This is a genomic window from Pseudonocardia autotrophica, assembly GCF_003945385.1.
GTDB lineage: Bacteria > Actinomycetota > Actinomycetes > Mycobacteriales > Pseudonocardiaceae > Pseudonocardia > Pseudonocardia autotrophica.
On record NZ_AP018920.1, the window covers coordinates 3,350,798 to 3,363,671 of the forward strand.

The window sequence follows — 12,874 nt, forward strand, 5'->3', positions numbered from 1 at the left end:
ACGAGCCGCTACCGCAGCAGCTCGGGCGTCTCCCACGGCTCACCGAGCACGTGCTCGCCGAGGAACGCGTACACGGTCCGGTACCAGAGGATGGAGTGGTTGGGGGAGAGCACCCAGTGGTTCTCGTCGGGGAAGTACAGGAACCGGTGCGGGTTCGACTCCGGCTCGGGCTGCCGGGAGACCAGGTCCCACCACAGCCGCAGGCCCTCCCCGATGGGCACCCGGTAGTCCTTGTCGCCGTGGATCACCAGCATCGGGGTGACGATCGCGTCGGCGTGCCGGTGCGGGCTGTTGTCCCGCGCCATCTCCGGTGTCATCTCGGTCAGCCAGTACTCGGCGTGGTCGGTCGTCGGGCCGAACTGGTCGAGCGCCCACAGGCTGGCGTGCGTGACGATCGCGTCGAACCGGTCGGTGTGCCCGGCGATCCAGTTCGCCATGTACCCGCCGAACGAGCCGCCCATCGCGGCGACCCGGGTGTCGTCGACCTCCGGGCGGGCCAGCGCGGCGTCGGTGACGGTCATCAGGTCCTCGTAGGGCGGGCCGCCCCACCGGCCCCAGCCGCGCTGCACGAAGTCCTGCCCGTAGCCGGTGGACAGTGCGGGATCGGGCAGCAGCACCGCGTACCCGCGGGCGGCGAGCAGCCACGGGTTCCACCGCCACGACCAGGCGTTCCAGCTCGCGAGCGGACCGCCGTGGATCCACAGCAGCAGTGGCGCCGGCCGATCCGGTCCGGCGCCGTCGGGCAGCACCAGCCAGCCGCGCAGCCGGGTGCCGTCCGGTGCGGCCGTCTCGACCTCTCCGAGCGTGCCCGGAAGCTGCACCGTCGGGACCGGCCCGCGCAGGTGCACCGGAGCGCCGTCACGGCCGGTCGCGTCGATCCGGACCGGCGCGGGGGCGGCGTCGACCGCGTTGCGCAGCGCGTACACCCAGCGGCCGTCCGGTGACGGGCAGACGTCGCTGTAGCAGCCGTGGTCACCGGTCAGTTGGGTCACCGTGTCGGTGCCGGATCCGAGATCGATCCGGAACAGCGGGCCGCGCCCGTCCTCGTCGGCGGTGACGATCAGCGCGGACGAGTCCGCGGTCCACCGCACCGACGACGGCCAGCGGTCCCAGCCCTCGGCGACCCGGCGCGGCTCGCCGCCCGCCAGTGGCACGAGCACCAGGTCGATCAGCGGCGCGACCTGCGGAGTGGAGATCCGCTCCCGGCGTACGACGACGGTCCGGCCGTCCGGGCTGATCCGCGGGTCACCGAACTCGTGGCCGTGGCCGGTCAGCAGGTCACGGTGCGCACCGGTGACCGTGTCGATCGCGACGATCCCGGGCCGCCAGCTGCCGTGCCCGTGCGCCCGGTGCCAGCCGGTCACCACGGTCGAGCCGTCCGGTGATACGTCGAACGCGGTCTCGTCGAGCGCCCGGCCCGGTGCCGGGGTGAGATCGGTCCAGCCCGACTCGCCGGGCCCGCCGGCGTCCGGCGAGGCCACCAGCAGCCGGTTCTCGGCCGGGCCGAGGTCGTGGTCCCAGTGCCGCACCGGGTAGCCGGTGTGCAGGATCGCGGTGACCTTGGCATCGGTGCGGGCGCTCCGCCGCTGCTCGTCGTCGGCGGCGCTCACCGCGCCGGGCAGCGTCGGCGACGCCGCGACCAGCGTTCCCGAGCCGGTGGCGACCGCGACGTCGGTGATCCCGCCCGGACGGCTGCCGATCTGGCGGGCCTCCCCGCCGCCCGCGGGCAGCAGCCACAGCGCGGCGGTCGAGTCGGTGTCCGAGCTGCTGTCGAGGTCCGGGCGTGACGACCGGAACAGCAGGTCGCCGTCCGGGGTGAACACCGGCCCGGACTCGCCGGCGGCGCCGCGGGTCAGCCGCCGGGCGGGGTGCTCCCCGGCCGGGTCGATCTCCCACAGCGCCGTCCGGTAGCGGGTCGCGTCGGTCTCCAGCTCGGCGAGTCCGGTGACCAGCCGGGTGCCGTCGGGGGACAGCGCCAGCCCGCCGAGGCGGGGCAGCGCGGCGTAGGCGTCGAGGTCGTGGAACGGGGTCTTCGGGGCGTCGTCCGTCGGCACCCCCGGTTCATAGCATCCCGCGGGCCCCGGCACCCCGGCGATTCCGCCGTGAACGGTCCGGGCGTGCCGGGGCGGGCCCGCGGATCAGGACGGCAGCAGCACGAGCTTCCCGGTGGTGCGGCGGCCCTGCAGGTCCTCGTGCGCGGTCCGGGCCTGCTCGAGCGGGTAGCGGTGCCCGATCCGGACGTCCAGCCGCCCCGCCGCGACCTCGGTGTAGACGGCGTCCGCGCGGGCCCGCAGGGCCTCGGTGCCGTCGATGTAGTCGAACAGCTTCGGCCGGGTCAGGTACAGCGAGCCGCCGGCGTTGAGCCGCTGCGGATCCAGCGGCGGGACCGGACCGGACGCCGCCCCGTAGAGCACCAGCGTCCCGCGCTTGCGCAGCGCGGCCAGGCTCGCGTCGAAGGTGGTCCGGCCGACCGCGTCGAAGACGGCGTCGACGCCGGTTCCGCCGGTCAGCTCGCGGACCTCGGCGGCGAGATCGTCCACCTGGGTGTAGTCGATCACCTCGGCGGCGCCGGCGCCGCGGGCCAGCTCGGCCTTCTCCGCGGTCGACGTCGTGGCGATCACCCGGGCACCGCCCGCGGTCGCCAGCTGGGTGAGCAGCAGCCCGACCCCGCCGGCGGCGGCGTGCACCAGCACGATCTCGCCGCTGTTCAGCGGGCGGCAGTCGGTGACCAGGAAGTGCGCGGTCATGCCCTGCAGCAGTGCACCGACGGCGACGTCGTCGGCGATCGGGTCCGGCACCGGGACGGCCTTCGCCCACGGCACGACGACCTGCTCGGCGTAGCTGCCGAGCGTCTCGGCCCACGCGATGCGGTCGCCCACCGCGACGCCGTCGACACCCTCGCCGAGCGCGGTGACCCGGCCGCTGCCCTCCAGACCGGGCACGTACGGGGTGTCCATCGGGTAGATGCCCTCGCGCTGGTAGGTGTCGATGTAGTTGACGCCGGCCGCCCCGACCTCGACCAGCACCTCACCCGGTCCGGGGGCCGGGGGTTCGACGTCGGCGACCTCCAGCACGTCCGGTCCGCCGGCCTTCGTCACCCGTACCGCTCGCATGCGGGCTCCTCCTCGTCGTGATCCGTGGATGCCGACGATCATGCCCTCAGGCGTCGCGCCGACGCATCCGGACCGTCAGGACGACCGCCCCGACGGCGAGGTACCCGAGCGCGACCAGCGTGCCGTGGGCCAGCCCGCGGTAGGGGATCGGATCGCGCAGCACGTCGGCCGCGGCGCCCCATCCGGTGGTGATCAGATAGGGCCGCAGCGGCTCCAGCGCCGGGATCGCCGCGAGCACCCCGAGCAGGATCAGCCCGCCGAGCACCGACGAGACCACGACCAGCGGATGTTCGGTGCACGCCGACACCGCGAGCGCGACGGCGCCGATCGCGGTCAGCTGCCCGAGTGTCCACAGTGCGGCGAGCCCGATCCGGTACGCCGCGTCGGAGACGGGCAGCACCGACCCGGACAGGCTGAGCAGCGCGCCGTCGCCCCCCGCGCCGAACGGGACCACCGGCGGGCCGATCAGCGCCCATCCGGCGACCGTCCCCGACACCACGACGACGGCGACCGCCAGGCCCGCCACCACCAGCACCCCGAAGGCCTTCATCACCACCAGCCGCAGGCGTCCGACCGGGGCCAGCAGCACCCCGCGCAGGGTGCCGTGCTGCGACTCGCCCGCGATGGCGTCGGCGGCCGCCACCGCGACGGCGAGCGGGAGCAGCAGCATCAGCAGCGCCGACAGCGCGGCCACCGGCAGGGTGAGGCCGTTGCCTGCGACCTGCGACAGCAGGCTGCGCGACGGGCCGTCGGACAGTGCGATCCCGACCGCCATCAGCACCGGGACCAGGGCGAACAGGCCCAGCCCGACCAGCGTCCGCGGCCGGCGCAACACCCAGCGCAGCTCCGCGCCGAGCAGCCGGGACCAGGGAACCGGCCGGGCCGGTGCCGTGGCGCTCACGAGTCGCCCTCGGTGATCCGGGTGAACAGCGTCTCCAGGTCGGGGCGTTGCCTGCGCAGCCCGTGCACCGGGATGCCGGCCCGCACCAGCGCCGCGAACAGCTCGGGTGCCGGCGGCCCGTCCTCGACGACCACACCGCCGACGACCACACCGTCGTCGTCGGCCCGTGCCCGCGCCCCGGTCCCGTGCAGCACCCGCAGCGCCCCGTCGACGTCGGTGGTGCCGATCTCCCAGCCACCGGCGACCGCGTCGAGCAGCCGTTGCAGCTCACCGGAGGCCACCAGCGTGCCCCGCTTCAGCACGGCGACGTGGGTGCACACCGACTCCACCTCGGAGAGCAGGTGCGACGACAGCAGCACGGTGACGCCGGACCGGCGCAGGTCCGCGACGACCGCGCGGATCTCCCGGGTACCGGCCGGGTCGAGCCCGTTGGTCGGCTCGTCGAGGACGACCAGCCGGCGCGGCACCACGAGCGCGGCGGCGAGACCGAGCCGCTGCTTCATGCCCAGCGAGTAGCCGCGGTAGCGGCGCCCGGCCGCTCCGGCGAGACCGACCCGGTCCAGCGCCGCGTCGACGGCGGGCCGGATCTCGCGCGCGCTCAGCCGCGGTTCGAGGGTCGCGACCCGGCGCAGGTTCTCCCGGCCGGACAGGAACGGATGGAACCCGGGGCCCTCGACCAGCGCGCCGACGTCCGGCAGGGCCGCGGGCAGCCCGTCCGGCACCCGGCGGCCGAGCAGCTCCACGGTGCCCGAGGTGGGCCGGGTGAGGCCGAGCAGCATCCGGATGAGAGTGGTCTTGCCCGAGCCGTTCGGGCCGAGCATGCCGAACACCGAGCCCGCGGGGACATCGAGATCGATCCCGTCGACCGCGGTGAGCCGCCCGAACACCTTGCGCAGGTCCCGGACGCGGGCGGCCGGCTCCTCCGGGCCGGGCGGTGGACGGACCGCGGTGGTGGACGCGGGTGCCTCGTTCATCGCCCGCCGCTCACCGGGCCAGTGCGGCGCCGAGTACGTCGGCGCCGACCGCACCGGCGGCGAACCGGCCGTCGTCGGTGACGATCGCGGAGCCCGCGTTCGTGGCGATCTCGCGGCCGGTGCCCCATGGCCCCGACACCGGCGCGCCGATGCCGTCGAGCTGTGCGCGCACGTCGTCGGGCAGGGTGCCTGCGGCGTCCTGCACGACGACGGCGTCCCAGCCGTCGCCGACGACCGTCGGTGCCGCGCCGTCCCGTGGCTTCGGTGCCGGAGTGTGGCCGGGCGCGTCCTGCACGGCCGCGCCGGGCGGCGGGGTGAAGCTGAACAGCGCCGGATCCTGCGGGCCGAACTCGACCTCGTCCACCCCGATCCGCAGGACCGGATCGGTGCCGATGCCCAGCACGGTGAGCTCCAACGGGGTGCGGGTGTGCGCGTCGACGGCGGCGCGCACCTCGCGCAGCACCGTGCGCTCGTCCGGGAGCGGGGTGAGGACGAGGGTGTATGCCGGCCGCCCGGCCACCTCGGTCGTGCCGTCGACGGCGACGGTGCTGCGCTCGCCCAGCGCGGTCACGATCTCCCGGGCAGCGGCCTGCGGGTCGGTTCCGGCGGCCCCGGGGCGCTCGGTGCGGGCGGGGCGCTCCGGGAGCCGGACGGCGCTCCGGTCGGCGGAGTCGTAGACCCAGGTCGTGGCGCCGTCCCGGACGTAGGTGCGTTCGCCGTCCGGGCGGGGCAGGGCCAGCCGGCCGCGGCCTTCGCCGTCGGACCAGACCCGGGCGGTGGAGCTGCCGTCGGTGAGGAACTCGGATCCGGCGCCGGGCAGCCCGAGCCCGTTGTCGACCGAGACGGTCGCGGCGCCGGCGACCGGTTCCGCCTCGATCACCGAGGCGACCAGTTCCTCGGCCGTGACCGGGGGCAGCTCCGGGGCGGCCGAGGCACGGGAGGTGACCAGACCGGCGGTGAGTGCGACGGCCACTGCTGCGGCGAGCGCCGCGGCGATCCCACCGCGACGCAACCGGCGGGGCGGGGGATCGGAGCTCATGTCACCAGAGTGCCGCACGACCGCACGATCGTGCACAGCTCGCACCGCGTGGACACTCTGTGGGCACGGTGTGGGCACATCCTGTGCGGCGGGCGCAGCGTGGGCACTGCGAGGTGTGCGGTCAGGGGCGGTCGGCCGTGGCTCCGGCGAGCGGACGGCTGCCGGGTGCGGGATCCACGGCGTGCGGAGCGGCGGCGGACGGCGCCGGCCGGGTCGCGGTGCCCGCCCACATCCAGGCGGCCGCCGCGGTCACCAGACCCGCCCCGAGCACGTGCAGGGAGACGAGCAGCTCCGGCACCCCGAGCGCGTACTGCACGCTCCCGAGTACCCCCTGGGCCAGGACGACGGCGATCAGCGTCGCGTAGCGGCGGTGCAGCGAGGCCGGCGCCCCGACGGCGCGGAACAGGAAACCGATGCCGACCAGCGCTCCGAGGTAGAGGAACAGCGCGTCGACGTGGATCTGGGTGAGCAGTGGGATGTCGACGGCCAGCCGCGGGGTTTCCGGGTCGCCGCCGTGCGGACCGGCGGCCGTGACCAGGGTCCCGGCGACCAGCAGTACCGCGAGGACGGCGGTCGAGAACAGCACCAGGCCGCGACCGGCGGCGGGGACGGTCGGGGTGACCGGGCCTTCGTCCTCGGTGGTGGCGGTGACCAGCAGTACCGCGAACCACACCAGCACCATGGAGGCCAGGAAGTGCAGCATCACCGTCCACCAGGCCAGCCCGGCGAGCACGGTGATCCCGCCGATCACCGCTTGCGCGACGACACCGAGTGGCATCGCCAGCGCGAGCGCGGTCAGCCGACGCCGGCGCGGCCGGGTGGCGAGCGCCGCGAGCAGCGTGGCCCCGGCGGTCAGCACCACGAGGACGCCGAGCAGCCGGTTGCCGAACTCGATCCACATGTGCAGCGGGGCGATCTCGGCGTGCGAGACCGGCACCATGCTGCCCGGCTCGCACTGCGGCCAGGTCGAGCAGCCGAGCCCGGAACCGGTGACCCGCACGACCGAGCCGGTCACGCCGATCCCGATCTGCGCGACCAGGTTCGCGATCGCCAGCCGGCGCATCAGCACCGGCGGGGTGGAGGGCACTCGGCGGAGAAGACCGGTCACGCTGGACACACTACGAATGGTAGAAGGACGTGTCCGGCGCCTGGTTACCGGGACACCAGACGACGCATCAGTGCGTCGGCGGGGCCCGGGCGTCCGGCCGCCTCCAACCGCGCCGCGATCAGCAGCGACACCAGCCAGACCGCGACCGCGGCCGCCAGTGCACCGGCGTTGCCGACGGACCGGCCGAGCCCGCCGAGATCGGGATGCAGCACGGCCGCCACCAGCACCGAGTTGAGCAGGTAGAAGCTCAGCGAGCGTCGTCCCATCGCGGCGACCGCCCCGGTCACCGGGCCCGCCCGGTCCTGCAGGCGCAGGCCCAGCAGGGCGAACGCCGCGGCGTACCCGGCACCACCGGCGACCCCGGTCAGCACCTGCAGCGCGAACAGCAGTCCACCGGTGAGCGCTCCCGGGGCGAGCACCCCGGTGATGATCAGGGCGACCGGCAGCGCGCCGAGCACGGACACGCTGATGCCGGCGACGGCGATCCGGGCCAGCGTGCGGCGGTGCGCCGCCGGGTCCTCGAGCAGGCCGGCCCTGGCGGCCAGGTAGCCGAGCACGACGAGCAGCAGCAGCGGGTAGGCGAACCCGATGTAGAGCGGGGTGATGGGAGCGCCGACGATCCGGGTGATCCAGTCGGCGGCCGTGGTGTAGCCGGGGATCACCTCCGCGGCGGAGCCGGAGACCGTCATCGACCACAGGCCGATCATGCCGAGCGGCACGGTGAGCGCGTAGCCGGCAGCGATCCAGACGGCGGCCCGGCGCACGGTCCGGTCCGGCCGGAACAGCAGCCACCCGGTGAGCAGCGCCGCGAGACCGTAGGAGGCGAGGATCTCGCCCGGGAACACCAGGATCGCGTGCACCAGCCCGAACAGCACCAGGAACAGGCCGCGCCGGCGGACCAGCCGCCTGCTGTCGGCCTCGGGGACCCCGCGCCGGCGCTGCCGGACCACCGACCAGGCGAGGCCGTAGCCGAACAGGATCGCGAACATCGGGAACGCCCGGTTGTCCAGCAGCAGCGTGGTCGCCACGGCCGCGACCCGGTCGAGGGCCGCCGCGTCCACCGTCGGCGTGCCGAACGGCACCCCGGCGTAGACCCCGGCGTAGGCCATCGCGATGAGCAGCAGCATCGCGCCCCGGGCCAGGTCCGGCGCGAGCATGCGGCCGGTACCCGGCCGGGGTGCCCGCTCGGTCTCGTAGGTCATGGCCGGATGCCTCCTCGTCGGCGTGCCGCCGGACGCTGAGCGATCCGGTCGGATCCGATCATGACGGCAAACCGGACCAACCGGATCCCCCGGAAGTGATGATCTTCGCCGACCGAGGTCGATCGGGGACCCCACTTCCGTCGCGGCGGGGGGTCAGTGCCAGCGGACCAGCCTGGCCGCGGCCAGGCCGGCTGCCACCGCCCATCCGGCGAGCACCAGCAGCGAGCCGATCGCCGGGAACCGGCCCTCACCGAGCGCGACCCGCAGCGCGTCGGCCAGTGCACCCGACGGCAGCCACGGGGCCACCGCGGCGAGCGGACCGGGCAGGTCCGCCACCGGGACGAGGATCCCGCCGGCCAGCAGCAGCACGAACCACACGACGTTGGCCACCGCGAGCACGATGTCCGCGCGCAGCGTCCCGCCGAGCAGGATGCCCAGCGCACCGAACGCGGCGGCGCCCAGCAGCACCGCGATCAGCACCCCGTCGATCCGGGCACCGGCGGGCGTCCACCCGAGGAAGGCGGCCAGCACCGTCAGGATCAGCATCTGCAGGATCACGACGACGCCGACCGCGAGCAGACGGCCGCAGACCAGCAGCCAGCGCGGCAGCGCGGTCGCGGCGAGCCTGCGGAGCGCGCCGTAGCGGCGGTCGAAGCCGAGCGCGATCGCCTGACTGGTGAACGCCGAGCTCATCACGGCGAGTGCCAGCATCGACGCCAGGAACCAGCTCACCCTCGGCTCGGGCGACGGCAGTGCGGGGATCAGGGTGAGCCCGATCAGCAGTGCCGCCGGGATCAGCAGCGTGAGCAGCACCTGCTCGGCGTTGCGCAGTGCCAGCCTGGTCTCCAGGCCGCCCTGCGCACGCAGCATCGTCAGTGCGTCGCCGCGGCCGGGATCGGGGGTGAACGTCCCGGCCGGGAATCGTTCGGTCACGAGCGCAGCTCCCGTCCGGTCAGATCGAGGAAGACGTCCTCCAGGCTGCGGCGTACGACCTGGACGTCGTCGGCCATCACTCCCTGGTCGGCGCACCATGTGGTGATGGCGGCCAGAGCGGCGGGATCGATCCGGCCCTGCACCCGGTACCGGCCGGGGGCGGTCTCGCTCGCCGCGTACCCCGGCGGGAGCCGGCAGTCCAGCCCGGCTGTGTCCATCCCGGGACGGGCCCGGAACCGCAGCTCGGTCTGGTCGCCCGCGGTGAGCTGGGCGGGTGAGCCGTGCGCGACGATCCGGCCGCGGTCCAGGATGACGACGTCGTCGGCGAGCTGCTCGGCCTCGTCCATCAGGTGGGTGGTCAGCAGGACCCCCACGCCGTCCCGGCGCAGCGCCCTGACCAGGTCCCAGACCAGGTGCCGGGCCTGCGGATCCAGCCCGGCGGTCGGCTCGTCGAGGAAGATCAGCTCCGGGCGCCCGACGACGGCGCAGGCGAGCGCGAGCCGCTGCTGCTCACCACCGGAGAGCCGCTTGAACGGGGTGCCGGCCCGGGGCCGCAGACCGAGCACGTCGATCAGGTGGTTCGGGTCGATCGGGTTCGCCGCGCAGGACGCGACCAGGTGCAGCATCTCGCCGGTCCGGACGGCCGGGTAGGCGCCCCCACCCTGCGGCATGACGCCGACCCGGGGGCGGACGGCCTCGTCGCCGGCGTTCCGGCCGAGCACTGTGACGGCACCGGCGTCGGCCCGGCGGAAGCCGGTACAGACCTCGACGGTGCTGGACTTCCCGGCCCCGTTCGGGCCGAGCAGCGCGAGGATCTCGCCGCGGGCGAGATCGAGATCGACACCGTCGACCGCGGTGACCGGGCCGTAGCGGACGACCAGGTCGCGTACCTCCAGCGCGGCGCTCACCGGGCCGGTTCCGATTCCGGTGCGGGCTCCATCGCGGACGGGGCCCGCAGCAGCCGCTGCACCACCAGCAGGGACAGCGCGAACATCACGATCGCCGCGATGAGCGCGAGCGGCAGCTGGAAGCCGCGGAAGATGAAGTCGGCGCCGGTCGGTGGCACCACCAGTGCGAGGAACGCCGAGAGCAGCAGCATCGCGCGCCGGTAGTGCGGCATCGCGCGGGTGGCGACCAGCGGGAGCAGCGCCCAGAACAGGTACCAGGGGTGCACGACCGGCCCGAGGAGCACCACGGCGCCGAGCGCCGCCCCGGTGGCGGTGATCGGCTCGACCTTCCCGCGCAGGCAGGCCAGCAGCAGCACGATGACGATCACCACGATCGGGATCGCGAACAGGCCGCGGGCCAGGGTGAGCGTGGCGTCGGTGTGGTCACCCAGCCCGGCCAGCCGGCCGACCTGGCCGGCGATCAGTCCGATGTCGGTGCTGACCGACATCGGACTGAGGATCTCGCTCGGCGCCGACAGGCCGCGCAGCCAGTTGAATCCCAGGCCGGTCGCGAAGCTGAAGAACGAGAAGACCACCGCGGCGACCGCGGTGAGCCAGCTGGTCATCACCACCCAGTCGACGAGCTTGCCGCCGCGCCGCCGGATCAGGTAGACGCCGACGAAGCCGAGCGCGACCAGCGCGGGGAGCTTGACCGACGCCGCCGCGACCAGCAACGCGGCGCCGAGCGTGATCTTCCACCAGGGTTGGATCGTGTCGTCGGGGCCGAGCATCACGTAGAGCCCGAGCAGCATCAGCGGAATCATGATCGACTCGTTGTGGATCCCGCTGACCAGGTGGAACAGCACCAGCGGGTTCGCGGCGCCGAGCCACAGCACCAGGCCCGCGTCGAGATCGAACCGGGCGGCCAGCCGGGGGAGTACCCAGATCAGCAGGCCGACCCCGAGCAGGGCGAGGATCCGGTGCTCCATGATGCCGAGCACCACGTTCTCCCCGGACAACGCGGTGATGACCCGACCGAGCCCCAGGAACAGCGGTCCGTAGGGCGCCGGGGTGTCCCGCCAGATCGTCGGGATCCCGCGGGTCAGCGGATCGTCGATGCCCAGCGCCTGCGCCGGGCCGATCGAGTACGGATCGATCCCGCGGGCGAGGGTCGCGCTCTGTGCCAGGTAGCTGTAGATGTCCTTGGAGAACATCGGCGGTGCGAGCGCCAGCGGCAGACCCCACAGCAACGCCGTGCGGCCCAGCTCGCGGCGTTCCGGCGCCGGGTGCTTCGCCCCGCGGGCGGTGAGCATCCGGGCGATCCAGAGCCACGCCGTGACCACCATCAGCAGTCCGGCGTAGGTGACGGCGATCGCGAGGGTGACGTTGCGGGCGGGCAGCCCGATCACCCGGAGGCCGTTCAGCGGGTTCGGCACCGGGAACGCGCCGGAGCCCAGCGCGCTGATGCCCATCAGGATCGCGCCGGTCAGCCCGAGCCGCCGGGCGATCCGGGCCTGGTCCCGCAGACCGCGCCGGATCGTCGGCCGCTTACCGGAGCGGGGGCCGTCCGGATCTGCCGACGGCTCCGCTCGCCTGGGGGAGTCGTCGCGCCCGGGTGGGGCGACCTCGGGCGTCACCATGACCACGAAGGTTAGAGGGCGCACCTGCGGGCACCGGGTACCGGTCCTCACCGGCCGCGACCGGAAGGTGGGGTGAGCCCGGTCACCCGCAGCGGGGGTGGTTTTGCCGACGGCGGGTATATCCGCAACACTGGTGTTGTGAAAACGAACCGGACCGCGCAGATGCGCCAGGACCCCGCCTGCGGGCACGGGTCCGACGCGGTGCTGCCCGCGTCCGGGACCAGCACCCGGGCCGCTGTGGCACGGGTGCTCATGGAGCAGGGTCCGGTGACGGCCGCCATCGTGGCGGGCGAGCTGGGTCTCACCGAGGCCGCCGTGCGGCGGCACCTGGATGCGCTGATCGCCGACGGCGAGGCCGAGGTCCGGGCGCCGGTGCGGTCGGCCCGCCCACGTGGGCGCGGCCGTCCGGCCCGGGAGTACCTGCTCACCGACACCGGCCGGGTCAGGTTCGGGCACGGTTACGACGATCTGGCCACATCGGCACTGCGTTTCCTCGCGGAGACCGCCGGCGAGCAGGCGGTGGACGCGTTCGCGCGCCGCCGTGTTCGGGACCTGCTCGGGGCCGACATGGAGTCGGTCACCGCGTTCGCCGCACCGCAGGATCGCGCCGAGGCGCTCGCCCGGGTGCTCAGCGCCCGTGGCTACGCTGCGCAGACCCGCCGCGGCGGGCTCGGGGTGCAGCTGTGCCAGCACCACTGCCCGGTGGCGCACGTCGCCACCGAGTTCCCGGAACTCTGCGAGGCCGAGACGCGTGCCTTCGCCGATATCCTGGGTACCCACGTGCAGCGGCTGGCGACGATCGCACGGGGCGATGCCGCGTGCACCACACACGTCCCGCTCGAGGATCCCGAACTTCTCGTGCGGACGAAGCACCACGAGAAACGCCGGCCAGGGGCAGGGGGCCCACAACCCCCGCCCCAGCGAACCCGGCAGGTGCACGAGGAAGACCACCGCTCCGGCACCGTGGGTGAGCAACCCGCGTCGCGGGTGCGGCAGGTGCAAGAAGATGACCACCGCCCCGGCTCCGTGGGTGAGCAACCCGCGTCGCGGGTGCGGCAGGTGCAAGAAGAAGACCAC

10 protein-coding genes and 1 pseudogene are annotated in these 12,874 nt (G+C 74.3%); 1 reads left to right on the plus strand and 10 read right to left on the minus strand.

The genetic code is table 11. The features are described 5' to 3' along the window. Nucleotides 1-8: 8 nt before the first annotated feature. The 10 genes from Pdca_RS15805 to mptB all read right to left on the minus strand — a co-directional run bounded on the left by Pdca_RS15805 (nucleotide 9) and on the right by mptB (nucleotide 11,797). Nucleotides 9-2,054 carry a S9 family peptidase gene (locus Pdca_RS15805; RefSeq protein ID WP_085913865.1) on the minus strand — a complete coding sequence of 682 codons (2,046 nt, stop codon included), beginning with the start codon at nucleotides 2,052-2,054 and terminating at the stop codon, nucleotides 9-11. A gap of 84 nt (nucleotides 2,055-2,138) precedes the next feature. Then, nucleotides 2,139-3,113: a quinone oxidoreductase family protein gene (locus Pdca_RS15810; RefSeq protein ID WP_085913864.1), complete on the minus strand. Its 975-nt coding sequence runs from the start codon at nucleotides 3,111-3,113 to the stop codon at nucleotides 2,139-2,141. A 46-nt stretch (nucleotides 3,114-3,159) separates the two neighbouring features. Next, a complete protein-coding gene (locus tag Pdca_RS15815) occupies nucleotides 3,160-4,014 on the minus strand; it encodes an ABC transporter permease subunit (RefSeq protein ID WP_085913863.1) in 855 nt (284 codons plus the stop codon). Next, entirely contained in the window at nucleotides 4,011-4,988 is a 978-nt protein-coding gene (locus Pdca_RS15820; RefSeq protein ID WP_085913927.1) for an ABC transporter ATP-binding protein, read from the minus strand. Before Pdca_RS15820 ends, Pdca_RS15815 begins: the two co-directional genes overlap by 4 nt. Nucleotides 4,989-4,998: 10 nt before the next feature. Then, nucleotides 4,999-6,027, minus strand: coding sequence for a LolA family protein (locus Pdca_RS15825; RefSeq protein ID WP_085913862.1), 1,029 nt, complete (start codon nucleotides 6,025-6,027; stop codon nucleotides 4,999-5,001). 121 nt (nucleotides 6,028-6,148) lie between these two features. Continuing rightward, a complete protein-coding gene (locus Pdca_RS15830) occupies nucleotides 6,149-7,135 on the minus strand; it encodes a COX15/CtaA family protein (protein ID WP_232021587.1) in 987 nt (328 codons plus the stop codon). A 44-nt stretch (nucleotides 7,136-7,179) separates the two neighbouring features. Then, complete coding sequence (locus tag Pdca_RS15835; protein WP_197719994.1) at nucleotides 7,180-8,337, minus strand: DUF418 domain-containing protein; 1,158 nt, start codon at nucleotides 8,335-8,337, stop codon at nucleotides 7,180-7,182. A gap of 153 nt (nucleotides 8,338-8,490) precedes the next feature. Further along, nucleotides 8,491-9,270 carry an ABC transporter permease gene (locus Pdca_RS15840; RefSeq protein WP_232021588.1) on the minus strand — a complete coding sequence of 260 codons (780 nt, stop codon included), beginning with the start codon at nucleotides 9,268-9,270 and terminating at the stop codon, nucleotides 8,491-8,493. Continuing rightward, nucleotides 9,267-10,178: an ABC transporter ATP-binding protein gene (locus Pdca_RS15845; protein WP_085913860.1), complete on the minus strand. Its 912-nt coding sequence runs from the start codon at nucleotides 10,176-10,178 to the stop codon at nucleotides 9,267-9,269. Before Pdca_RS15845 ends, Pdca_RS15840 begins: the two co-directional genes overlap by 4 nt. Continuing rightward, complete coding sequence (mptB, locus tag Pdca_RS15850) at nucleotides 10,175-11,797, minus strand: polyprenol phosphomannose-dependent alpha 1,6 mannosyltransferase MptB (protein WP_085913859.1); 1,623 nt, start codon at nucleotides 11,795-11,797, stop codon at nucleotides 10,175-10,177. Before mptB ends, Pdca_RS15845 begins: the two co-directional genes overlap by 4 nt. A gap of 162 nt (nucleotides 11,798-11,959) precedes the next feature. Here mptB and Pdca_RS15855 point away from each other — a divergent pair. Beyond that, a pseudogene (locus Pdca_RS15855) lies at nucleotides 11,960-12,733 on the plus strand (helix-turn-helix transcriptional regulator); the annotation flags it as partial. Between the last annotated feature and the right edge of the window lie 141 nt (nucleotides 12,734-12,874).